The sequence below is a fragment of the Enterococcus sp. DIV0691 genome (genome assembly GCF_051711145.1).
Lineage (GTDB): Bacteria > Bacillota > Bacilli > Lactobacillales > Enterococcaceae > Enterococcus_B > Enterococcus_B hirae.
The window spans coordinates 2,725,606-2,748,922 of record NZ_JBIOLY010000001.1; the positions used below are offsets into that span (position 1 = coordinate 2,725,606).

At 38.1% G+C, this 23,317-nt stretch carries 22 protein-coding genes and 1 riboswitch; of the genes, 2 read left to right on the plus strand and 20 right to left on the minus strand.

Annotated elements, in window-relative coordinates; genetic code table 11:
- Positions 1-12: 12 nt before the first annotated feature.
- The 10 genes from rsmB to IGJ11_RS12520 all read right to left on the minus strand — a co-directional run bounded on the left by rsmB (position 13) and on the right by IGJ11_RS12520 (position 9,805).
- Entirely contained in the window at positions 13-1,371 is a 1,359-nt protein-coding gene (rsmB, locus tag IGJ11_RS12475) for a 16S rRNA (cytosine(967)-C(5))-methyltransferase RsmB (RefSeq protein WP_178287060.1), read from the minus strand.
- Positions 1,371-2,312, minus strand: a complete 942-nt coding sequence (fmt, locus tag IGJ11_RS12480) for a methionyl-tRNA formyltransferase (protein WP_010737278.1) — start codon at positions 2,310-2,312, stop codon at positions 1,371-1,373. The genes rsmB and fmt overlap by 1 nt, the downstream gene beginning before the upstream one ends.
- Positions 2,305-2,796, minus strand: coding sequence for a peptide deformylase (gene def / locus IGJ11_RS12485; protein ID WP_010720599.1), 492 nt, complete (start codon positions 2,794-2,796; stop codon positions 2,305-2,307). Before def ends, fmt begins: the two co-directional genes overlap by 8 nt.
- A gap of 13 nt (positions 2,797-2,809) precedes the next feature.
- Entirely contained in the window at positions 2,810-5,218 is a 2,409-nt protein-coding gene (gene priA / locus IGJ11_RS12490) for a primosomal protein N' (protein ID WP_207433429.1), read from the minus strand.
- Positions 5,219-5,463: 245 nt separating this feature from the next.
- Positions 5,464-5,769 carry a DNA-directed RNA polymerase subunit omega gene (gene rpoZ, locus IGJ11_RS12495; protein ID WP_010720601.1) on the minus strand — a complete coding sequence of 102 codons (306 nt, stop codon included), beginning with the start codon at positions 5,767-5,769 and terminating at the stop codon, positions 5,464-5,466.
- A gap of 4 nt (positions 5,770-5,773) precedes the next feature.
- A complete protein-coding gene (gmk, locus tag IGJ11_RS12500) occupies positions 5,774-6,388 on the minus strand; it encodes a guanylate kinase (RefSeq protein WP_010720602.1) in 615 nt (204 codons plus the stop codon).
- Between the two features lie 303 nt (positions 6,389-6,691).
- The gene (locus tag IGJ11_RS12505; RefSeq protein WP_010720603.1) at positions 6,692-6,976 is read right to left on the minus strand and encodes a hypothetical protein; all 285 of its coding nucleotides are present in this window, start codon (positions 6,974-6,976) and stop codon (positions 6,692-6,694) included.
- 16 nt (positions 6,977-6,992) lie between these two features.
- On the minus strand, positions 6,993-7,883 hold the full coding sequence (locus IGJ11_RS12510; protein WP_063627638.1) for a YicC/YloC family endoribonuclease: 891 nt from the start codon (positions 7,881-7,883) through the stop codon (positions 6,993-6,995).
- Positions 7,884-7,901: 18 nt separating this feature from the next.
- Entirely contained in the window at positions 7,902-8,120 is a 219-nt protein-coding gene (locus tag IGJ11_RS12515) for a YdbC family protein (protein WP_010720605.1), read from the minus strand.
- On the minus strand, positions 8,090-9,805 hold the full coding sequence (locus IGJ11_RS12520; RefSeq protein WP_207433431.1) for a patatin-like phospholipase family protein: 1,716 nt from the start codon (positions 9,803-9,805) through the stop codon (positions 8,090-8,092). The genes IGJ11_RS12515 and IGJ11_RS12520 overlap by 31 nt, the downstream gene beginning before the upstream one ends.
- Positions 9,806-10,066: 261 nt before the next feature.
- Between IGJ11_RS12520 and IGJ11_RS12525 the strand changes: the two genes are divergently transcribed.
- The gene (locus IGJ11_RS12525; RefSeq protein WP_010720607.1) at positions 10,067-10,843 is read left to right on the plus strand and encodes a hypothetical protein; all 777 of its coding nucleotides are present in this window, start codon (positions 10,067-10,069) and stop codon (positions 10,841-10,843) included.
- A gap of 76 nt (positions 10,844-10,919) precedes the next feature.
- Here the strand turns inward: IGJ11_RS12525 and thiT are convergent, their stop codons facing one another.
- The 9 genes from thiT to mprF all read right to left on the minus strand — a co-directional run bounded on the left by thiT (position 10,920) and on the right by mprF (position 21,853).
- Positions 10,920-11,480: an energy-coupled thiamine transporter ThiT gene (gene thiT / locus IGJ11_RS12530; protein WP_010720608.1), complete on the minus strand. Its 561-nt coding sequence runs from the start codon at positions 11,478-11,480 to the stop codon at positions 10,920-10,922.
- A gap of 84 nt (positions 11,481-11,564) precedes the next feature.
- Positions 11,565-11,666, minus strand: a riboswitch (TPP riboswitch).
- Positions 11,667-11,683: 17 nt separating this feature from the next.
- A complete protein-coding gene (locus IGJ11_RS12535; RefSeq protein ID WP_010737274.1) occupies positions 11,684-12,652 on the minus strand; it encodes a ribose-phosphate diphosphokinase in 969 nt (322 codons plus the stop codon).
- A 93-nt stretch (positions 12,653-12,745) separates the two neighbouring features.
- The gene (gene glmU, locus IGJ11_RS12540; RefSeq protein WP_010737273.1) at positions 12,746-14,119 is read right to left on the minus strand and encodes a bifunctional UDP-N-acetylglucosamine diphosphorylase/glucosamine-1-phosphate N-acetyltransferase GlmU; all 1,374 of its coding nucleotides are present in this window, start codon (positions 14,117-14,119) and stop codon (positions 12,746-12,748) included.
- Between the two features lie 376 nt (positions 14,120-14,495).
- Entirely contained in the window at positions 14,496-15,314 is an 819-nt protein-coding gene (gene purR, locus IGJ11_RS12545) for a pur operon repressor (protein WP_010720611.1), read from the minus strand.
- Positions 15,315-15,479: 165 nt separating this feature from the next.
- Entirely contained in the window at positions 15,480-16,304 is an 825-nt protein-coding gene (locus IGJ11_RS12550; RefSeq protein ID WP_207433434.1) for a metal ABC transporter permease, read from the minus strand.
- The gene (locus tag IGJ11_RS12555) at positions 16,277-16,957 is read right to left on the minus strand and encodes a metal ABC transporter ATP-binding protein (RefSeq protein WP_010737272.1); all 681 of its coding nucleotides are present in this window, start codon (positions 16,955-16,957) and stop codon (positions 16,277-16,279) included. Before IGJ11_RS12555 ends, IGJ11_RS12550 begins: the two co-directional genes overlap by 28 nt.
- A 17-nt stretch (positions 16,958-16,974) precedes the next feature.
- Positions 16,975-17,925 (minus strand): metal ABC transporter substrate-binding protein, encoded by a 951-nt coding sequence (locus IGJ11_RS12560; protein WP_034700042.1) that lies wholly within the window; start codon positions 17,923-17,925, stop codon positions 16,975-16,977.
- A gap of 324 nt (positions 17,926-18,249) precedes the next feature.
- Entirely contained in the window at positions 18,250-19,098 is an 849-nt protein-coding gene (gene ispE, locus IGJ11_RS12565) for a 4-(cytidine 5'-diphospho)-2-C-methyl-D-erythritol kinase (protein WP_014834412.1), read from the minus strand.
- 241 nt (positions 19,099-19,339) lie between these two features.
- Entirely contained in the window at positions 19,340-21,853 is a 2,514-nt protein-coding gene (mprF, locus tag IGJ11_RS12570; protein WP_242697209.1) for a bifunctional lysylphosphatidylglycerol flippase/synthetase MprF, read from the minus strand.
- Positions 21,854-22,087: 234 nt separating this feature from the next.
- On the opposite strand from mprF, the gene proC reads away from it, so the two are divergent.
- On the plus strand, positions 22,088-22,894 hold the full coding sequence (proC, locus tag IGJ11_RS12575) for a pyrroline-5-carboxylate reductase (RefSeq protein WP_010720617.1): 807 nt from the start codon (positions 22,088-22,090) through the stop codon (positions 22,892-22,894).
- Positions 22,895-23,047: 153 nt separating this feature from the next.
- On the opposite strand, the gene IGJ11_RS12580 is transcribed toward proC, so the two are convergent.
- Positions 23,048-23,209 carry a hypothetical protein gene (locus tag IGJ11_RS12580; protein WP_010720618.1) on the minus strand — a complete coding sequence of 54 codons (162 nt, stop codon included), beginning with the start codon at positions 23,207-23,209 and terminating at the stop codon, positions 23,048-23,050.
- Between the last annotated feature and the right edge of the window lie 108 nt (positions 23,210-23,317).

Here is a 23,317-nt window from a genome sequence, read left to right on the forward strand (position 1 = left end):
TCTTTCACCTCATTACTTTTTACGCAAACAACAAATGAAAAACCCATCTGTATAGAACTGATGTGGGTATAAAGTCAACATTTTATCTTCGATTGATGATTGTAGCACAGGATCAACTAAAACATCAATCCTTTCAAAATCAGTATGTCGCTGTAAAAATGTTTCAATGACTTCTTGGTTTTCCTCTTTAAGAATCGTACAAGTACTATAAGTTAATATTCCAGAAGATTTTAACACAGATGCACAACTTTCCAAAATCGCCAATTGGATCGCTGGTAAATTAGCTAACTCGCTGGCATTTTTTTTATAACGAATATCCGGTTTTCTTCTCAATAGTCCTAATCCTGAGCAAGGGGCATCAACTAAGATACGATCAAATGTTTCAGCTGAAAATTCCTCTTTCACTTCACGTGCATCCATTTTTTGTGCATAAACAGTTGTAAAAACACCTAAGCGTTCCGCATTTTCTTCGATGAGTTTTACTTTATGTTCATGAACATCCAGTGCTGTAACTTCGCCACCACATGTTGGATCTAAAAACGTGGCAATATGCGTTGTTTTTCCTCCTGGTGCCGCACAAGCATCTAAAACATGATGTTCTGGCTCGATTTGCATAGCGGGTGCGACCAGCATCGAACTTTCATCTTGGATCGTCATGACCCCGTCATGGAATAAGGAACTAGATGCTAAATGTCCTTTTTCAGCAATTACCCCATAAGGACTAAGTTTACTTGCTGTCGCTGAAATTTCTTCTGCTTGGAGTGTCTCGATTGCTTGTTCTCTGGAGTATTTTCTGATATCTACTCGACCACTGACGTGACTTGGCTGGTAGAGGGAAAGTCCTAATTTTTCCGTTTCTTCATAACCGATTTGATCAGTCAATCGCTTGGTTAACCAGATCGGTAAACTGATTTTTACGGATAAGCGTTCAATCGGATCACTGATTTGTTCAACATCTGGTTTACCTTGTCGTTGATAATTTCTTAAAACACCATTTACAAATTTCCCAGTACCAGGATTTCCCTTGATCTTAGCAATTTCGACCGCTTCATTTAAAATCGCATGAGCTGGAACTTTATCTAGAAATTCCAACTGATAAACTGACAAATAAAGTAATGTTTTAACCCAATCATCCACTTTTTTTGCTTTTGCTATCAATGGAGCGACATAAAATTCCAGTAAAAGTTGACGACTGATCGTTCCATAGACCAATTCAGTAAACAAGCCAACATCTTTTTGATTTAAATCCCCTTGATTGATCATTTCGTTCAATAATAAATTAGAATAAGCACCGCCCTTGTTTACTCTTTCAAGGGTGATCAGTGCCATATAACGAACAGATTTTTTCATTTTTTTTGGTATTTTTGCCATTATTTCACCTGCTGCCCAATCATTACCTGTTGTCCACTACCATTCAAAAACTCATTGATCGCTTGTTTTCCTTTACCTGCTGGCTGTAGTTCTTTGATTGCCAACACCGTTTGTTTACCACAAGCAATCCACAGATTTTTCTTATCTTTTTTGATGATGGTCCCTGGCTCAGCCGTAGTTTTCTCAGCTAACGCTTCTACATTTAAAAGTTTCCAACGGGTTTGTTCGTATGTCGTAAATGCAATCGGCCATGGTCGCATCCCACGGACTTGGTTGTCGATCTCTTCTGCTGTCTTGTTCCAATCAATTGCTTCTTGCTCCCGTGTGATATTTGGCGAAAAAGTTACCTTTGATTCATCTTGTGGACGTGGACTCAAATTTCCATTCAAAATATCAGGTAATGTTTTAAGTAATAGTTGTTTCCCTAATGCACTTAACTTTTCAAACATGGTTCCCACATCGTCTTGTTTAGTGATTGGTAAACTTTCTTGAGCATAAATGCCCCCTGCATCCATCTTTTTGATCATTTCCATGATCGTTACACCGGTTTCTTTTTCCCCGTTGATAATCGAGTAATGAACTGGCGCCCCTCCTCGATATTTTGGCAATAAAGATGCATGTACATTTATAGCTCCGTGAACAGGTGCCTGTAATAATTTTTCTGGTAAAAATTGACCAAATGCAGCTGTGATAATCACATCTGGTTGTAGGGCAATGATTTTTTCCATTTCTTCTGAACCAGAGATTTTTTCAGGTTGTAAAACCAATAAACCGTGTTTCACGGCTGCTTCTTTTACTGGGGTAGGGGTGATGATTTTTTTACGTCCCACAGGGCGATCAGGTTGTGTCACGACTGCGACTACTTCATACCCTTCTTCTAACAAGCCTTCAAGGATCGGTACTGAAAAAGCTGGCGTTCCCATAAATACTAATTTAGTCATCAAGATGTTCCTCCATATACTCTTCTAATTCGGCTTCTGGAATTTGCTCAATCATTTTTTCAACGAATAATATACCGTCTAAATGGTCGATCTCATGCTGAAAGGCACGAGCTAAGTAACCAAAGGCTACTACTTCGATTTCTTCACCTTCACGATCATAATAGCGAACCGTTACTTCGTCAAACCGTTTGACGGTCCCATAAACATGAGGGATGCTTAAGCAACCTTCTACATCAATGCTTTCTCCCTTTGCATCAATAATTTCTGGATTGATTAATTCAAACTTTTCACCTTCATCTACTTCTACGATTGCAACTCGCTTGTTTTGACCAACTTGTGGAGCGGCAATGCCAATACCGTCGTTAGCAACCATCGTTTCATATAGGTTATCTAGTAAAGTAATTGTTTCATCTGTGATCACATCGATTGGTTGTGCGACACGTTTCAATTTATCATTGGGGTGGATCAATATAGGATAGCGCATGTAAATTCCCTTCTTAAATAAAGTGTAATGGTTCATTATCAATCGCGACAAATAATCCTTGTCGTTGTTCTTTTTGGCTCTGGTCTAAAATATTTTTTAAGATATTCGCTAAATTAGGCTCCTGTTTATATTTAATGATCAACTGGTAATAGTACCGATTTTTCACCCGATTCACTGTACTAGGGGTCGGTCCTAATAACAAGCTTTGATTTCCTAACACTTGCCGTAACTGATTCGCAACCTCAAAAATCTTCTTAGCAGCAACCTGTTCTTCCTCATGGCTGGTCGTGATTTTGACAGTAAAATAATAAGGTGGGTATCCACTACGATGTCGGACGGCCATTTCTTGTTGATAGAATCGCTCATAATTTTGTTCTTTTGCTAATTCAATTGCATAATGTTTCGGATTAAAGGTTTGGATAATCACTTCGCCTGCTTTTTCGGCTCGGCCTGCCCTTCCCGAAACTTGCGTAAGCAATTGGAACGTATGCTCGCTTGAACGAAAATCAGGCAAGTTAAGGGAAGTATCAGCATTCAAAACGCCGACCAACGTCACATCAGGAAAATCCAACCCTTTGGCAATCATTTGCGTCCCCAGTAAGATATTCGCCTTTTTTTGACCGAATTGTTGCAAGATACGTTCATGCGCACCTTTCTTTCTGGTCGTATCAACATCCATACGTAAAACACCAGCTTCTGGGAAAAGGGTCTTTAATTCTTCTTCGACTTTTTGGGTCCCTGTTCCATAGTAACGAATTTTATTCCCTCCACAGTTAGGACAACGGTGTGGGATTGGTTCTTCATGTCCACAGTAATGACAACGCATGGAGTGGGTGTCCATATGAAGGGTCAGAGAAATATCACAATTGGGACAAGGTAAAACAAAACCACAATCCCGACACATCACAAAGGAAGAATATCCTCGCCGATTTAGTAACAGCACAATCTGTTCTTTTTTCGCCAAACGGTCTTGGATTTTTGCTTGTAACTGTTTGGAAAATGTGGACGTATTATGTTGTTGCAATTCTTGTCGCATGTCAACAACTTCAATTGTTGGAAGTTGAGCAGACAAGTTGGCTCTTTGACTCAAATGGAGTAATTCATACAGCCCTTTTTGTGCTCGAGCACGTGATTCAAGTGATGGTGTCGCACTTCCTAGTACTACTGGACAATGATGATAATTTCCACGCCAAATCGCTAGATCTCTAGCATGATAACGTGGCGTTTCATCTTGTTTATAGCTTGATTCATGTTCTTCATCAATGATGATCAATCCGATATTTTCTAAAGGGGCAAAAATTGCCGAGCGGGCGCCAACAACAACCTGGGCTTCATTTCTTTCGATTTTACGCCACTCATCGTATTTTTCTCCCTGAGATAGCCCGCTATGTAAGACAGCTACCGCCTCTCCAAAACGCCCTTTAAAACGCTCTACCATTTGTGGTGTCAAAGCAATTTCCGGAACAAGCATAATCGCTGTTTTATTTTGAGCTAATACCTCAGCAATGGCCTGTAGATAAACTTCTGTTTTTCCACTTCCAGTAATTCCTTCTAATAAAAAAGTGTGACTCTTCTCTTGTTGCCCTGCTTCAACGATACGTTCTACTGCATGTTGTTGTTCTTTATTTAGCTGGAATGCTTGTGTTTGTTCAAACGTGCGATTTTTATAAGGATCACGATAACTTTCTACTTCTTCAAAAGTTAACCAGCCTTTGTCTTTTCCTTGATTCAAAGTTGCCGTGCTGATACCTTTTTCTTTGTAATAGCTAATTGGTTCAGCCTTTTTTTGCTCAGATAAGCAAAGCAGAAGTTCTTTTTGTTTCTTCGCATTCGCTCTTAACTTTCCCCACTCTTCCTCAAGCTGGACACTATTCAAATTTGAGCGGATCAAACGAATCGTTTTGACTTTGTTCTTCGTGTGTACTTCATATCTGATATCTACTAACTTGTCCTGACGCCAACGGATCAATTGGGATAAAATGCCCTCTTCTTGCGCTTCTTTCCAGGAGATTTCTGTTCGTCCTTTAAAGAATGCCTGGACGTCCGCCGCTTCACTTACAGGATAGATTTGTTTGTCATAGGATGCTTTCATGACAGCAGGAAGCATCGTTTGTAAGCAAGTGATCTTAAACGCATAAGTGATCGTCTTCATATAATCAGCCAATTGAAGTAGTTCTTGATTAACCACAGGTGCTAAATCTAATACTTGGACAATCGCTTTTAAATTTTTTTGTTCGATGCTATCTTGTACTCGCAAACCTACAACGAACCCTTGAACATGACGGTTGCCGTTACCAAAAGGAACTTCTACCCGCATCCCGACTTGAATCGCCGTTTCTACTTCAGAAGGAACCAGATAGGTGAAAGGCTGATCGGTTTGCATAGTGGGTACATCGACGATAACATCAGCTGTGATTGGCATGGTTTCCTTCCTCCTTTAGTTACTCTATCAAATAGACAAAATCGTTCTTGCCTATTTTACTAGAGATTGCTTGGTTTGTCTTATTTTCTGATGAATCCTTACAAAAAATTAACGGCGCAGCAGCATTCCGCAGAAAAGTCATTCTTATATGCTAAAACGTGATCCTAAAAAGAAGCCGAAATTCCACAAAAATTTGAGAATACAAATTTCGGAAATTTCGGCTTATCCAAAGAATCTAGCACTTTTTATTGGTTTTGCTCTTCACGGATACGTGACTCTAACTCTTGTTGTTCACGATCTTTTTTGGCTTTACGCTCTTCATCTTCCATTCTCAAGCGTTCCCGTTTTAATTCAGGATGAGGATCATTGATCACATTTCCTGCTTCGATTTCTTCTAATGCCTGTCCAACACTTTTTACTGATTCAAATGAATCCATCGTAGGTTGTGCTTTTGCATCTAGCTCGTGTGCACGTTTGCTTGCTAAGATAACTAGAGAATATTTTGAATTTACGCGATCTAACAATGAGTCGATTGAAGGTTTTAACATCATAAGACTACATCTCCTTTAACATTTTGATATATTTGCCGATCACACGGTCGACACGAAAGTGTTCACTGGCAATGATATTTTTGATTCGTTCTACCGCCAGGGGTACCTGGTCATTGACTACGGCATAATCATATAGTGCCATCATTTCAATTTCTTCTTTGGCAACTTTCATTCGTTCTTCGATTACTTCATCTGCATCTGTCCCACGGCCAACGATTCTTGATTTTAATTCGGCTAAATCGGGAGGAGTTAGGAAGATAAATACGCCATCTGGTACTTTTTCTTTGACTTGTTGAGCACCTTGGACTTCGATTTCTAAAAATACATCTTTTCCTTCGTCCAATGTTTTATTGACATAAGACAAAGGTGTTCCATAATAATTCCCTACATATTCAGCATATTCCAGCATTTCTCCGGCTTCGATCATTGCTTCGAATTCTTCTTTGCTTCTAAAGTAGTAATCGACTCCTTCGACTTCTCCTTCACGCATCTTACGAGTAGTCATTGAAATCGAATATTGGAAATCATTATCCTCACTCTCAAAAATTGCTTTTCGCACTGTGCCTTTTCCTACACCTGATGGTCCAGACAACACGATTAATAATCCACGCTCTGACATGACGACGTCCTTTCAACTAGTCTTTTTATACTAACGTTTATTTTGCACTTTTTTTCGACAACTTTCAAGGGCATCTTTGATTATAGCAAAAAAAAGCGCCTTTGACTGGCAAAACCTTTGCTTTTCACTCGGGCTTTTGATGATAGTGATTAACTATCAAGTTCATCCTTCGTTCAAAAGTTCAAAAAAAGGTCCCTCTCACCTTACAGGTTCTAACTGAGCAGCATTCTTTTTCAAAAAAATAGTGAGAAGCGCAACATATGGTTGCAGCTCTTCTCACTAACATGCCGATTACCGTCGTTTTTAAAAACCCATGTTTGACAAGGTATTGACAACACCCATGATCTCATCTTTTCGAGAGAGTGCTTTTTCAGTTGGGTCTTTCACTTCTTCTGCATCGATTCTCACAATAAATTGACGATTCATCGTCACATAAGTCCCATCGTTAACTAACAATTGGATTTCTTTCTCCGTCACTTGCGCACAGGCATCTTGCCAAGCTTCAAATCCTGCTTTTTCAGAAGGAACATTTCTTTTGATGACCGTTTTCCCACTTAATTCATGAAACGTGATATCATAATAGTTCATTTTTTTCGTCTCCTTGCTATTCAATATTTTGGATCTGTTCTCGGATTTTTTCTAAAATCGTTTTTAACTGGATCACTTGGTTTTTGATTTCAATCGCACTTGATTTTGAACCAATCGTATTGATTTCTCGATTCATTTCTTGGATCAAAAAGTCAAGTTCTCTGCCAACTGGCTGTTTTACTTGAAGTAATTCATCCAATTTGCCGATATGGATCACTAAGCGATCCAATTCTTCATGAATATCTCCTCGCTCTAATAAAATAGCGAGTTCAGTCAGCAATCTTTGTTGATCGACCGTTGCTCCCAAGTAATCTTCTAGTTTCTTTTGATATTTTTCCTGATACTCTTGTTCGTATAACTCAACAAATTGTTGTAAGTCATTTAATACTTGTTTCAGTTCATCACTGTTTTTCTGAATGATCGCCTCTAAGGCTGTCCCTTCTTTTTGGCGACTTTTTTCAATTTCAGCTAGTGCTTCATGGACCGTTTCTAAAACCAAAGCTGTCAGTTCATCCATATTGTTTTCATTTTTTTCTTCAATCACGACAAAAGATTCATTCGTTGTCAAAGTTTCTAATAGACGTCCAATCTGTAATTGCTGTTTCTCTCCATAACGTTGGGTTATTCCTTCAGTTAAGTTCGTCATCAGCTCGTCAATCAAATTCCAATCAACAAAAACTTGTTTTTGATTTTGTCCCAAATACGTCAGATTGATAAAAACTTCGACTCGACCTCGACTTAAATGTTGTTTCATCAATTGGCGAATATCATTTTCAAGATAATTTAACAATTTAGGACTACGTATTTGCATATCTAAAAAGCGTTGATTGACACTTTTGATCTCAACTTCTATTTGATACTCTGCGGTTTCACGGGTGGCTTTACCAAAACCAGTCATACTTTTCATTCAACAGGGTCCTTTCTGTTACATATTTTCGATAGCTTTTTGTAATGCCTCAAATTCTTCATTGGTTAGAGTAAGCCCTTTACCCATTTTCTCATGTTCGGGCGCCCAGTCACGAAGATCGAATTTAGGTGGGCGGCCATTCCAGCTGACTAGGTTCAGTTCTTTTCGCCATCCTTTATTATTTTCGGATAAAACAGCGATCTCTTCTATGATTTCGTAGGAAAATTCTTGTGCCATGGTTGTTCCTCCTTTAGATAAAGTAAATATAAATTCAATAGGGTGTCAAATAACTGCGTATGAAGCTTAGATTGAAGTTGCTCGTTCTTTTTTTGTTTAACTAAATGAGCAATTTCATTGATTTGTTCCTGTTCACTCTTTTGCTTTTTTTGGTATTTTTGGACTCTGCGCCACTCATTACTATTTAATTGTCCGACCTCTCGAATCATTTGATCGAAAAATGAACTTGATTCTTTTTGAATGATCTGTTCGATCAATTCATCTACATCATAAACTTTATTCGGTAAAACGAGCTTTTTTTTGGCTAATAGTTCAAGCATCGCCACCCCGCATGTTTCAATTACTACCCTGTCTTTATATATATTACGCAGAGTTTGCCAAAATTTTGGTTGTTGAACAAAAGTTGTTTCTAGCTGAAGATCATTCACTAGATAGCTTAAAAATTTACGCCAATATTGTTCTGCAAGTTTCGTTGAATAGAACGTATACCAATTCCCCTCAAAATCACCTAACTTTTTTTTCATTTCCAGATAGCCTAATTGGAGATTGAATTGGTTTCTCTGCCGATCAAAAATTAAGAAGGTTCCCAATGACCAATTAGAGCGGCAGAGCCATGGAACAGTCTCTTCTGGTAACGTAATCTTCTTAGTCACTCCGGGACCATCCACATCTACTATTAAGCACTCCGTTGCCCCTTCTTTAATTGCTACATCCACAGGCAAATTATTTCGATAACCACCATCAATATATTTTTGTCCAGCAATGTTTCGATAACTCATAGCGGGATAAAACGAGGCCGAAGCTAGGATCCAATCAGCAATTTCATTGCTTGCCAATTGCTGGATCGGTGTCACCACTTCTTTAAAATCAGGAAGTCGAGTCGAAACGGTAAATAAACGAGGACTTTTCATTTTTAAAATCTTCTCAGCATCTAATTTACTTTTGAGTAACTTTTCCAAAGGGGTGATTGAGGCTCCCCCCTTGATAATTGCTGCTCTCGTCATTTGCCGTGTTTCTTGGATAAACCTTTTCCGTAGATCTTCTGATAATGCAGTTTCTGGTAGCTGTAATACTTGATTCGTTGCGAGGGATTGCCATAAAGAAAGAGCTTGCGATAAATCATCTTGCAAGATCAATACACCGTTTAACGCACCAACTGAAGTTCCCGTAATTACTTCAAAATGAATCTGATGTTCTTTTAACGTTTGCCAAACACCGATTTGATAGGCACCATGAGCGCCACCGCCACCTAATACTAAACCAATATGATAGGTCAGTTTTTTTTGCCAGATTGTCTGAGCCAACTGATTGTCTTGCGTATAACCATGATGAGATAGGAGTGTCTGCCAATATGTCGACAGTGGTTCAATCCATTGAAAAGAACAATATTTTTTGAAATAAAAACGGGAACACCACTCTATCTCTTTAAAAAAAAGCGTCCAACCAGGCATGTCACCCACCACTAGCACATTTTTAATCAGCCATTGTTCACTGGTTCGTTCGGCAATAAAATAAAGGGTATGTTTGTTACCGATCATCCGCCAAGCTTGCCTTTTCTTTGTTGCCAACCAAAAGGCATCACGGCTTTCCTGATGGGTAGCATAAAAGGGTAGCAATTGTTTGGCTCGTTGAAGTGTAGAGTAGAGGACTGTTTTTTCTGAACCGTACACTTGTTGAATCAGCATAATCTTCTCCTTTTTTATTATAACAAGACAAATATATTCTTTTAAAGTATACTATTTTTTTGAGAAATACTAAAATGAATACATTGTTCTTGTAAAAGCTATAACAAAATCCATTCCATCCATTTATACAAAAACAATGAAAATGTCCATGTTTATCACAAAAAAAGTGATTTTGTAATGGAATTTTAAAATAAAAGAAACAAGCTTTTTTTTAATAAATGTTGTAAAATGAAAGTGATAATGAGTGAGAGGAGGAGCATGATGTCTGAGTCAGTTTATGTACATATTGATACTACTAGCAATGCGGTTGTGACTAAGGGGCTGACTATTAGTGATTTTTCAAACAACATCGTGCATTTCCCACAAAATTTATTGTTATTAGATCCTTCAGAAAATGCTGGTGAATACGAATCCCATACTGGGTTGAAAGTGATTCGTGGAACAGAAAATATCCAACGCTTTTTCTCTTCTGCACGTAATCGTAATCATTCGAGTGATTTAAAATGGATCGATTTTAACGACTTAACGATGCTGAAAGAATTAACGCCATTAGAAATTTCAGAATTGTTATATTTTGGACACATGAAGACCCATCTTCACTCACCATTTTTTTATAAATTACAAAATAATTTCGTCTACTTCGATCTTAACGATCAATTAGAACGAATCTATTACCGCTATTTAGATGAATTTTATCGGATCTTTGCCAATAAACTAAGTATCATCTTGTCAAAAAAAATCAATGAGAAAAAATCGTTTTTCAAACGAGATATTCCGGTCGAAAAAATTAGTGTGGAATTACTGAAGAATATGCGTAATTTGATGCAAGAAGGAATCATTTTTTCTTTTGAACAAGGTGGATTGATCGATAACGATTATCATATCCCGATCTATGTCATTGAAGATTATATTTGGAAGCTAAAAGGAACAAGATACCTTGATGAAGAAGCAATTGGCACCTTAGTTTATCATGCAGAAGAAAAACGCTGGGAGCTTGTAGGAGAAGCTGCGGAACTCAACTATACTCCTTTAAGCTGATGCTTGGATGTTCCATCATTTTATACTTATAAAAAAAGAGCCTAGACACTTTTATAGTGACTGAGGCTCTTTTCGTTTATTTTTTCCCGATGAACAAAGCTGGAACTGTCCGACCGATCCCAAGCAAAACAACCATTGTAACAATTCCTGTAGCCAAGGCACTTGCACCATTCATGACTAAAGAAAAGAGCCATGGATTCATTCCCCACAAAGCATAACTTCCCCAAAAAACGACGCCTGCGACAAAATGCCAGAAATATCTAGCACCAACACCAACTAAAGTTCCTAATATAATAGTGGTTGTCATCCCTTTTTTATTGCCCATCGTTAGACTGTTTTGCAGCCTTTTAGCGAACACTCCTGCAAATCCTGCAAAGGTAAAAGCAATCGGATACTCGATCAATACTTGAATGACACTGAGATAATACACTTGTCCTGTTGGAAAATGTAAAATCCCCCAAATAAATCCTGATAAAATCCCTGCCTTCCAGCCTCTTCTTAACGCAAACAATGTCAGTGGAATCTGTCCTAATGAAATCTCAAAGCTACTACCTATTTGAAGAGGAATAAAGGATAACACCATCGCTAGTGCAGCTACAAGTGTCCCCTCAATCCATACTTTATATTTTTTCTCCATAAAAAAACTTCCTCCGTTCATTTGAAATCACAAAGGAGGAAGTAAATACAACATACTTCTACAACCAACGTTACATGACTAACGTCAATTGATCGTCACAATTCCTACGCTCGCATAACCGATACAGGTACGAAGGGTTTAGAAAAACTTCAATCTCAGCCTCATAAGGCTCCCCTTTGTGATACTATTCAATTTTTTAATTCTTATTTTTTTGTTTCAAACAATGGACTAACAGGTTTGTTTTCGTGGATACGTTTAATTGCATCACCCATCAAACCACCGACACTTACTTCATCGATTTTTTCGATCTTACGGTCATCTGGCAGATAGATCGAATCTGTTACAACTAAGCGTTCAATCGCAGAATCTTCAATACGCTGTAAAGCTGGTCCAGATAATACTGGATGTGTACATGATGCATAGACACTTACTGCGCCTGCTTCTTTTAGTGCATTAGCCGCTAAGGTAATCGTCCCTGCTGTATCGATCATATCATCAATCAATACACAAGTTTTTCCTTCTACTTGCCCAATAATATTCATTACTTCTGCTACGTTTGCTTTTGGACGGCGTTTATCAATGATCGCAATTGGTGCTTTTAAAAATTCAGCCAATTTACGCGCACGAGTTACACCACCATGGTCAGGTGATACAACTACTACATCGTCCCCTTTAATCCCTTTTTCTAAGAAATAATTTGCAATCAATGGTGCACCCATCAAGTGATCAACAGGAATATCAAAGAATCCTTGGATTTGGACAGCATGCAAATCAAGCGTCAACATTCTAGTTGCTCCAGCTTTTTGAATCATGTTCGCCACAAGTTTTGCAGTGATTGGTTCTCTGGCACGAGCTTTACGATCTTGACGTGCATATCCATAGTAAGGCATTACTACGTTAATCGTTTTTGCACTGGCACGTTTCAAGGCATCAATCATGATCAGCAATTCCATTAAATTATCATTTACAGGACTACTCGTTGACTGAATAACATAAACATGTGATCCGCGAATACTTTCTTCAATATTCACTTGGATTTCTCCATCACTAAATTGAGTAACCGATGATTTACCCAATTCGACACCGACAGCTGCAGCAATTTTTTCTGCTAACGGGCGATTTGAATTTAACGCAAAAATTTTTAATCTTGGGTCAAAGTAATGTTTTGACATGGGGACCTCCACTTTCTTTTTCACAACTCTAGAATTCTACCTATTAAATACTAGTCATATTTTCTGAATAAATCAAGGGGTTTTACAAAAGTCTTAGTTTAAATAAGGGAGTTTTTTAGCATACTCTTCTTTATTGACCTGTCTTGCACGGGCAATTGCCATAGCATATTCAGGGATATCCTCTGTGATTGTTGACCCTGCAGCTACTGATGTATTTTTAGCAATTTCCACTGGGGCAATGATATTTGCATTAGAACCGATAAAACTATGATCCCCAATTGTTGTGCGGTGCTTGTTTTTCCCATCGTAATTCACAAAGACCACGCCACAACCAACATTGATTTCTTCACCTAATGTAGCATCACCGACATAAGTCAAATGACCAACTTTGGTATTTTTACCAATTTCAGCATTTTTGACTTCCACAAAATTACCAATATGGACACCTTCACCAATTTCTGCTTTTGGTCGTAAATGAGCAAATGGTCCCACGTCCGCATGACTTTTCACAAGACTTTTTTCGATCACAGAATGTTCAACTACCACATGATCTTCAATCACACTATCTACGATTCGAGAATGGGCACCGATCACGCAATCTGATCCAATGACGGTTTTACCTTGAAGTTGGACGCCTGCTTCGATCACTGTATCAGAACCAATCTCTACCCCGGCATCAATATAAGTCGTTGCTGGATCAACAAAACTTACACCATTGACCATATGCATTTTGTTGATTCTTTGGCGCATCAATTCATTAGCTTTAGCTAATGCAATACGATCATTGACTCCCATTGATTCGTCAAAGTCTTCTGTCTGATAAGCTGCTACTGTTTTTCCAGCATCTTTGAGGATTTCAATGATATCGGTCAAGTAGTACTCCCCTTGTGCATTGTCTGTTCCTACTTTGTTCAATGCTTCAAACAGAGCTTGATTGTCAAAACAATAAGTTCCTGTATTGATTTCTTGGACCAATGCTTCTTCTGGTGTAGTATCTTTTTGCTCAACGATTTTTTCAACGATCCCAATATGGTCACGAATGATACGGCCATATCCAGTTGGATCTTCGGCTTGTGCGGTTAGAATTGTGGCACTCGCATTTTTTCCTTGGTGATACTCAAATAAATTGTTCAATGTTTCAGTGGTTAAAAGCGGTGTGTCGCCACTGATCACCAGTGTCGTGCCTTCTTTCCCTTGTAAAAAAGATGCGGCTTGTAATACTGCATGACCTGTACCAAGTTGTTCTGCTTGCAGAGCGTATTCACTACGTTCACCCAACTGTGCCTTTACTTGCTCAGCGCCATGCCCGACGATCGTGATGATTTGATCTGGGTTGGTTTCACTTACTCGATTGATAATATGTTCCACCATCGGCTGTCCTGAAACTGGATGTAAAACTTTATATAATTTTGACTTCATGCGAGTTCCTTTTCCCGCTGCCAAAATGATTGCATAACGTGCGTCCAACTGCGTCACTCCTAATTGTATTTGATGGTTTTAAGTTTAGCCCACTCTACTCAATTTTTCAACCAAGCAGACTATATTTGTAACTAGACCATTTTTATCTTTGGGGTTAAAAAATCAATTAGTCAATCAACAATAGTGAGAGAAAAATAGGGTTATATGAAAAAGGAGAACGAATTTCTCTCATCTGACAGATAACAGCTGGATATCTGATTTGTTGTTGCTGGTTGCTGTAGTGTTTCTATCGAAAATAAGCCAAAGAATTCCCAAAATAGGTGAAACTATTTTCGGATTCTCCGGCTTATTTCTCAGAGCTGGACACTTCTGTCACAATCTCTTCCAGCTATTATTGATCGGCAAATAAATAAATTTTCAATCTCTAATCTTTGAAATAATTTCCTGGTACAACTGTAATGTTTTTGGTCTTCGTGTCGACATCTTTCACGTATAGTAATGAAGTATAATCGTCAATTGCACGATGACCATTAAATTTGGATTCTGCAAAAACGGTGATTCCTACAAGTTCAGATTCAAACTCTTCGATCAAGCTCTTCATTCCATTGACTGTGCCGCCGCCTTTCATAAAATCATCAACGACTAGGACACGAGAACCCCGTTTAAGACTTCTTTTTGACAATTCCATCTTTTCGATTCGTTCAGAAGAACCAGAAACATAATTCACACTAACTGTCGATCCTTCTGTGATCTTTGAATCACGGCGTACGATAACAAACGGTGCATTTAAATAATAGGACACAGCTTGCGCGATCGGCACGCCTTTCGTAGCAACTGTCATCACTGCATCGATTTTTTCACCTAAATACTTAGAAGCAATGATTTTTCCAACTTGGCGCAATAATTCGGGCTCACCTAGTAAATCGGATAGATAAACATAACCTCCAGGCAACAAACGATCTTGTTCAGACAATCGTTCAGCTAACGACTCAATGTATTTTTTGGCTTCTTCGTAAGAAATCTCTGGTATAAATAAAACCCCACCAGCGGCACCTGGAATTGTTTCTAGGGTACCATACCCTCGTTCCTTAAATGTTTTTTTGATAATTGCCAAGTCTTCACTGATCGAAGATTTAGCAGATTCATAACGTTCGGCAAAACTTGTCAATGAAATTAATTCGTGAGGATGATCTAATAAATACTGAGTCATATCAACAAGACGTTCACTGCGACGTACTTTCACATATTTCAGCTCCTTTTAAGAAATTATATCGTTTTACATTATATAAGTTTTCATTTAAAAATTCGAGCATTTTGTAAGAAAATAAGTTAAATAGTTCGGTATTTATCTAAATATAAGAAAAAGCAATGAAAATTTTTCGTTTTCATCACTTTTCTTTTTGATTTTTTATTTATTTTTTCGCTTAATGGAAACAAGCACCCGCTTGAACAAATTGACCACAAGAAACAACACGATAAAGACTAGCGTGATCGTCGCACCCGGTGGCGTATCTAGATAAAAGGAACTTGTTAGTCCCGATAACATGCCGATAAAGCCAACACCGATACTAATGGCAATCACCACATTGAAACTTTTGCCTAAGCGCATACCGATCGCTGCAGGCAGGACCATAATTGCTGAAATCAATAATGCCCCGGCAATTGGAATCATGACAGCAATCGCAACACCCGTGATCACGTTGAACAGCATTGACATACGGTGAACAGGCAGACCATCAACATGGGCGGTATCTTCATCAAAAGTCAGCACGTACATTGGTCGCTTGAACAAAAAGAATAAGAAACCAATAATAACAAATAATACACCCAAAAAGATAACTTGATCCCAAGTAATCGTCACAATCGAGCCAAAGAGGTACGATTGGATACTTGTGGCTGAGTTTCCACCACTAAGATTCATCAAAACTAATGCCAGCGCCAGTCCGCCAGCCATTAAGATCGCAATTGAAATTTCTGAGTAAGTACGATAAATCGTACGTAAATATTCTAAAATCACCGCAGCTAATATTACTACGAACATCGTAGTCAACGTTGGATTGATATTCAAAAAGAAACCAAATGCCACCCCTGCCAGCGAAACGTGTGACAATGTATCTGCCATCAATGATTGTCTTCGGATCACTAAAAAGACACCTAACATTGGAGCAATCCCCGCAATAAAAATGGCTGCTAAAAAAGCTCGTCTCATGAATTCATATGAAAGCAACGCCATGGAGAATCCTCCTTTCTTACCAAACGAATTTGTCGATCTGCATATTGCTTGATATCCTCATGATCATGAGTAATCATCAAAATTGCCTTGCCATGTTCATGGGCACTATGACGCAATAGTCGATAAAATTCATTACGAGATTCTTCATCCATTCCCGTTGTCGGTTCATCCAATATAAATAAATCTGGGTCAGTCGCAAAAATACGGGCTAAGCTAATCCGTTGTTTCTGTCCACCGGATAATTCTCCGATCCGTCGATGACGCATCTCCCACATTCCAACAGATTCTAAAGCTCGTTTAACATGCTGATGATCTTTTTCAGAAAGTCGTTTGAACCAACGTCCTCTCGGATAGCGACCGGAACGAACCAATTCTAAGACTGTACTTGGAAAGCCAGCATTAAAAGATGCCACTTGTTGGGGAATGTAACCAATACTTAATTTTTGTCCTTCTTGATTTTTGGGGGCGATTTTCACTGTTCCCTTAGAAGGTTTTAACAAGCCTAAGGAAGCTTTGATCAATGTTGATTTTGCTGCACCGTTTTCTCCTGTTAGAATAACGAACTCTCCTGCATCAACGTGATAAGACACATCTTCTAATACAGGTTCTTCATCATAATAAAAAGTCAAATCGGATATTTCGATATAATGCACGCGAAATGCCTCCGTTCTTAATTAATACTTTCTTTTAACGCTTTTAAGTTCTCTTCCATTACCGAAATATAATTTTCGCCGGCTTTGATTTGTTCACTTGTCAGACTCTCTAATGGATTCAATACTTCTAATTTAACACCCGTTTCTTTCGACAATGTTTCCGCCACTTTGGATGATGCATTTTCTTCAAAGTAAATCACTTTGATCTTATTTTTGTTCACAAAATCTTTTAGTTCAGCTAAGCGGCTTGGTGTGGGTTCTTGATCAGGCGTTACCCCTGCAATCGCTTGTTGGTGTAAATCATACTGATTCGCTAAATACGCAAATGCGGCATGTTGCGTCACAAACGTGCGGTTTTTGGCATCTTTGAGTGCATCCGTATATTTTTGGTTCAGGTTTTCTAATTTTTTGATATAAGCATCCGCATTTTTATCAAAAGTTGCCTTTTTATCAGGATACTTTTTCCCAAGCTCTGAAGCAATTGTTTTGACCTCTTTGATTGCTAACACAGGATCTAACCAAATATGTGGATCATACTCATGCGAATGACTTTCAGAAGAAGCTTCTTCATGTTCATGATCATGGTCATGGTCTTCTTCTGCTGATTTCAGACGATCAATTCCTTTAGCTGCTTCAATCATCAATGTTTTATTCGTATCGACAGAATCTTTCAATGAGTCAACAAAAAATTCCATATCTGGACTATTATAAACAAACACATCCGCATCAGCGATTTCTGCTTGTTGTTTTGCACTAGGTTCAAAATCATGCGGTTCAGTCCCAGACGGGATCAACAACTTGACGTTTCCTTCATTTCCAACTACTTCTTTCGTAAATTCATACATCGGATAAAAGGTCGTAACAATCGTTAACTCATTTTTCTTTGAATCCTTTTGGTTCGTACCACCACAAGCCGCTAATAAAAACATCCCTACAGCTAGTGTTATACCAATCATATATTTTTTCATAAGACTCTCCTTTCGAACAAATCGTAAAATTACGATTTATCAACGGAACTTAATGTATCAGAATAAAAAAATAGAGTCAATAGAAATCCTTCAATTTCTGATTTATACGAACAAATTCAATGTAAACCGTAAAATGAATGATAGTTTGTTCATGTTACTGAGAGCAAAACAAGCTTTCTAGTCCATTTTTTCCAATTTCTAAATAGAATAAATAACGTTTAGAGTAGCTAAGCTGCAACCAACTCAAAAAAATCTCAAAACAGCTTCTTCTGTTTTGAGATTTTTTATTCTTCATCTCTTAGCAACAACTAGTTCTGGCCTATTTTACAACGTGCGTACTAAATATACTTCATCACAGAAACCTTTCAGCCCGTTATAGACTCTTTGTGCTCTTGAATAATGTTGACATAAGGCAAAGACTGTCGGTCCGCTTCCGCTCATCAAAGCGGCATCTGCCCCATACTTTAACATGCGTTCTTTGATTTGATGGATAATTGGATGACGTTTGCCGGTAACATCTTCTAAACTATTTCCCATGTATTGAATCATCGTATGGTAATCTTGTTGCTGGATTGCCTCCACTAGTCTAGGAATGTTCTGATGCTGGATTTTTTGCGCATCTACTTCTTTGAAGACGGTCCTAGTCGAAACACTCATTTTAGGTTTCACCAAGATTACCCAACACTGAGGCATTGAAGGGAGAACTTGGACCACTTCTCCTTTGCCGCCAACAAACGCAGTATTACCATAAACACAATAAGGCACATCCGTACCAACTTCCAAACCAATCTCAGCTAATTCTTCCAGAGAACAACCGAGATTCCATAGTTGATTGATCCCTCTCAGTGCAGCTGCACAATCTGTGCTGCCCCCACCCAGTCCAGCTGCAACTGGAATATTTTTTTTCACAAATATTTTTACGCCTTTTTTGATATGATACTTATTCTTAAGCAATGTTGCTGCTTGATAAACGTTATTTCGTTGATCTACTGGCAAAAATGCCTTATTCGTTTCTACGATGATTCGATCCTCAGGTATCTCTTCAAAGAATAAGTGATCTGCTAAATCTACACTCGACATTACCATTTCCAGCTCGTGATACTCATCGGGACGCTTGTACAAGACATCTAATCCCAAATTGATCTTAGCTGGTGCTTTTTCTATCAGTTCCATCCTCTCACCCATTCAAAAAGTCTAAGTCGCAAGTATTCTATCACAGAGAAAAATAAAAGTATAGCTCATACGAGTGACGTGTTTACGATCTTAGCGGTTTTCTCAGACCTTTTCTGTCTACAGATAAAACAAACCATCCTTCGACCACATTCATTTTCTCTAGCTACCGTCAATCGCTTTTTCACGTTTTAAACTATAGGTAGCTAAAACACGTCACCAGTTATTCCTCTATTTACGCAATTTACAATTCCGTTAATACTTCTTCTGCAAAACTGATACTTTTTTCTTTTCCCTTCCCAATTAGTATAAACAACTGTAATGTGGCAAATGTAAAACTGCTTCCCTTCATGTAAGCAAAATAGCGACCTTCCCAGCGAGTGACATAGCGCAGTTTTTCTTCATAGGTCGATTGAAAGGAGTAAAAGAAACTACCATAATTATAAACAATATGCATGATGCGCTCTTGAAAGAATGCAAAGTCTGTTTCCCCTACATTTGCTAACGGAGCTAAACCAAGATTTGTCTCAAGATAGCCCTTTTCTTGGTAGACAACAAATAGATTGACTAATAAATAATCGGATAGTTCAGCAGGTTCATCTGGCAATACACGTAATAGATCATAGCCTGCTTGACTTTCAGATATTGGTTGCTCTGTAATAAATCCGACCACTTTTTGTTCTTTGCGTACCACTCCAACACCGCTGGCTAACAGATAAGATTTGTCAAAACGCCCAACAGAAAAATGCTTTTCTCTCGCACCATGTAACCACTGATCCGAAACCTCACTCACCGCAGCTAATAATTCCTCAGGTAATTGTTCGTACCAAGTGAAATGATAGCCTTCATTAGTTAGACGTTGGTACTCTAGCTGTTGATTGACCCAAGGCATTTCTTCTGTAGTCAAATCTGCCATTCCTACCTCGCCGACTTTTGTAAAATGAAAACCTAATTCATGCAACATTACCACATATTTTTCTGAGATCTTGTAAAAAGCAATTTGATACCCTAAGCAATCAGCTTTTTGCATAAATTCTGTAATAGCAGGACGAATCATTTTAGGGTTGCCAATCGGGTCTCCCAAAACAAAGCATTTATTTCCTTTGATCTGGTAACCAAAGACGACTTGATCCTCTCCATTTTGTTGATAGTAATAATATTTATATCCTGGTAAACGAAGATAATGACTAGCAGATGTCCCCTGATAGACGGTCAACATCTGTTTGAATCTTTCGATTTGTAAATCTGACCCTAACTCATTCGTTTCAGAAGCAAGGTACTGATACAATGCTACTAATGCCAACAGCGAGATCCCTAGACCAATCAAGCCTGAAAACCAAACTTCATCGGATGGGAACAGGAGAAAGCGATCAGCTGTCAATCGATTTACCCAAAAACGTCCACTATGATACCCTGCAATTGCATAGACGATAAATAGAAACCCAAACAAACATAGATCAAAAAGAATGGCACCCCATGAATAAACAAATTTCTTACGGTAAAATTCTTTCCGAGCTAGCCAGACAGCCAGAAGAATCAAGATATACACTAAAATCAATTGCCAAGATAATGTTCGGGTAACTGTATTAATGATTCCAAAAGCTAATAAAGCAATAGTTGGTAAAAAAGCCTTCTTCACTTTCATTGCTAACGCTCTTCCCAACCCAAGCAATAAGAAGCCAATCAATAGATTCAACGTTTGGTCTAAAAAATTAAACGAGAAAGGTAATAAAATCTGAAACAATCGACTGATCGCAGAAAGATTCGTAATCGTAGATAGTAACACCATCATGATCCCTGCAAAATAAACGGCTGTGACCAAAATAAAATGCGCGATTTTTTGAAAGAGCAGTCGTGGTATATTGTCTAAAAAACGATTCACTTTTACTCCAGTATGTGATAGAAATAAAAATAAGCCAACCGCAAAAGGAACCACATAATAAAACAAACGGTAATAAAGTAACCAAACCACTGCAATATCTTGTCGAACAGCTAACTGACTCATACCTAAGATCATCAACACATCAAATGTCCCGACACCCCCAGGAACCATTGTCAACATACCGATTAACGTAGCGATAATAAACATTGGATAAATCGAAAATAAGGAAATATCTACATCCATCAAATAACCAATCGCTAAAAAAACGACCAATGCTCCAGTCCATTGCCCCACAGAAGCTAACAGTAACCCGACTAGACCCTTAGGATAGAATTCCGCAAATAATGTTCTTCTTTTTAAATAAGCAAAGAAAAAAATAGCCGGTGCTATCACACTACCGCCAAGTAACCAAATCCAATAACTTCTAAAAATACTAGTAGTTTGTAGAAAAAAAACATCAATGAACGTTAGAAATGACCATAATGATAAACCAGTCAACATAAATAATGCAACTTTAGAAACGGTAGCAAGTACCATTTTCCGATTTGTTTCTTTTCCATAAAAATTTGCTCTAAGACTGGCTCCAACAATTCCTCCAAAGCCCGCTAAGTTGTTAATTGTATTCGTAATAAAAGCAGCTAAGATAAAATCGTGACGCTTCATTTTAGGCTTCCCTTGTTTTTCCAACACGCGAATCGTCACCCAGTCATACAACAACATTGGCAAAACACCGATCAACCCCACTAAAACCATTAAACACAGCGTAACATAACTTTGTTGTCGCATAGTTTGCCAAATATCTTGCCAACTCATTCCATTTGCAATATTTACGACTTGATTGGCAACGAAAACTATAATAGATCCAAAAAAAATCATTTTTAAAATCAAGCTATGATTTTTCAACCACTGAAATGCCGTATGACTTTTATTTTTCACACTTTACCATCCTTACTTGAAAACTTTCAATTTATAAATCAATGTTAGCTTATTTACCTTATTTTTACCACTTATGCACTAGTTTCACCTGTTTATGTATCTATCCACACGCTTTATTCTTTGCTTGCCCTTCATTGAAAAGAAAGCTATGCTAAAACAAAAGGAGAGGATAACATGAAAATTGGATTCATTGGAACAGGTAATATGGCGCAAGCAATCATTAACGGCTTGATTGAACACGAAACAGTGGCTAAAGAAGATATTTTTGTCTCAAGTGGTCATTTCGAAAATGCACAACGTTTTGCAGAAGCAACTGGTGTAACCGCCTGTCAAACAAATCAAGAAGTCGCAAAACAAGTAGATGTCATTTTACTGGCAGTCAAACCTAAAATCATTGACCAAGTACTGAAGGATTTAAGAAAATATAGTCAGAAATGTCTCTTTATTTCAATTGCTTCAGGAAAATCATTACATGATCTGGAAAAAGCCCTAAATGACCCCGAAGCGAAAATCATTCGTGTCATGCCAAACGTAAACGTTAGTGTGGGTGCAGGTGTCTCTGCTATCTGTAAAAATCATCATGTCACATATGAGGAATTCAAAGAAGCAACGCAAATCTTTGAAGCGATCGGCAGTGTCTATCCACTGGCAGAAGGTGATTTCAGTACGTTTATTGGGTTAGCCGGTAGTTCACCAGCATTTATTTATATGTTGATCGATGCCATGGGTCGTGCGGGTGTCTTTAATGGCTTACCTAAAAAAATGGCAACCGAGATCGCTGCCAAAGCTATTATGGGATCTTGTCAAAAATTCCTAGCAAGTGATGAAAACCCTTGGGAGCTAGTTGACCAGGTTTCTTCCCCTGGCGGAACAACGGTTGCAGGTGTTGTGGCTTTAGAAGAAGCTGGCTTCATTCCTGCTATTATCAAAGGGATCAATACAACGATCGAAAAAGATCGAGAAATGCTGGATAAGAAATAAAACGAATGAGTCTGAAGGAATCTTTTTACTAAAAAAAGTAGGACATTAATCAGATTTTTTCTGATTAATGTCCCAGATTCAGACTCTTCATTCTGAATTATTATTTTTCAATATTCACAATAAAACCTCTGAAACCTTTCATCCGTATATATTTTAGCAACAGCTAGATAAAGAGCCACAACCAAAACTACCACAACCAAGGCTACCCATTGTTCCGCAGATGGTATCTAGCGAAGCATTCAAACTATGTTCGTTGTTTAATACTGCTAATTCTTCAGAAACATTGCCTGCTTTCATTAATAGTCCTACTGCCATTTTCTTCACCTCCTTTCAAGTTGATCAATCATTTTTTATTGTCATCAACTGTTTGTTACACTTATCAATCTATTATTCAATCAGATCCTATCTCTTCATTCGTATTTT

What these genes read in the sequence shown, in the direction of transcription:
- IGJ11_RS12515 (WP_010720605.1), bottom strand. Translation starts at nt 8,120, where the DNA reads ATGGCACAAGAATTTTCCTACGAAATCATAGAAGAGATCGCTGTTTTA.
- mprF (WP_242697209.1), bottom strand. Translation starts at nt 21,853, where the DNA reads ATGATTTTTTTTGGATCTATTATAGTTTTCGTTGCCAATCAAGTCGTA.
- gmk (WP_010720602.1), bottom strand. Translation starts at nt 6,388, where the DNA reads ATGTCAGAGCGTGGATTATTAATCGTGTTGTCTGGACCATCAGGTGTA.
- IGJ11_RS12520 (WP_207433431.1), bottom strand. Translation starts at nt 9,805, where the DNA reads ATGCTGATTCAACAAGTGTACGGTTCAGAAAAAACAGTCCTCTACTCT.
- IGJ11_RS12505 (WP_010720603.1), bottom strand. Translation starts at nt 6,976, where the DNA reads ATGAACTATTATGATATCACGTTTCATGAATTAAGTGGGAAAACGGTC.
- IGJ11_RS12580 (WP_010720618.1), bottom strand. Translation starts at nt 23,209, where the DNA reads ATGGCAGTAGGACTATTAATGAAAGCAGGCAATGTTTCTGAAGAATTA.
- IGJ11_RS12535 (WP_010737274.1), bottom strand. Translation starts at nt 12,652, where the DNA reads ATGTCAAAACATTACTTTGACCCAAGATTAAAAATTTTTGCGTTAAAT.
- ispE (WP_014834412.1), bottom strand. Translation starts at nt 19,098, where the DNA reads ATGGAACTGATAGAAAAAGCACCAGCTAAGATCAATTTGGGATTAGAT.
- IGJ11_RS12550 (WP_207433434.1), bottom strand. Translation starts at nt 16,304, where the DNA reads ATGGCGTTGCTTTCATATGAATTCATGAGACGAGCTTTTTTAGCAGCC.
- rpoZ (WP_010720601.1), bottom strand. Translation starts at nt 5,769, where the DNA reads ATGATGTTAAAACCTTCAATCGACTCATTGTTAGATCGCGTAAATTCA.
- rsmB (WP_178287060.1), bottom strand. Translation starts at nt 1,371, where the DNA reads ATGGCAAAAATACCAAAAAAAATGAAAAAATCTGTTCGTTATATGGCA.
- thiT (WP_010720608.1), bottom strand. Translation starts at nt 11,480, where the DNA reads ATGGAGAAAAAATATAAAGTATGGATTGAGGGGACACTTGTAGCTGCA.
- def (WP_010720599.1), bottom strand. Translation starts at nt 2,796, where the DNA reads ATGCGCTATCCTATATTGATCCACCCCAATGATAAATTGAAACGTGTC.
- priA (WP_207433429.1), bottom strand. Translation starts at nt 5,218, where the DNA reads ATGCCAATCACAGCTGATGTTATCGTCGATGTACCCACTATGCAAACC.
- fmt (WP_010737278.1), bottom strand. Translation starts at nt 2,312, where the DNA reads ATGACTAAATTAGTATTTATGGGAACGCCAGCTTTTTCAGTACCGATC.
- proC (WP_010720617.1), top strand. Translation starts at nt 22,088, where the DNA reads ATGAAAATTGGATTCATTGGAACAGGTAATATGGCGCAAGCAATCATT.
- IGJ11_RS12525 (WP_010720607.1), top strand. Translation starts at nt 10,067, where the DNA reads ATGTCTGAGTCAGTTTATGTACATATTGATACTACTAGCAATGCGGTT.
- IGJ11_RS12510 (WP_063627638.1), bottom strand. Translation starts at nt 7,883, where the DNA reads ATGAAAAGTATGACTGGTTTTGGTAAAGCCACCCGTGAAACCGCAGAG.
- IGJ11_RS12560 (WP_034700042.1), bottom strand. Translation starts at nt 17,925, where the DNA reads ATGAAAAAATATATGATTGGTATAACACTAGCTGTAGGGATGTTTTTA.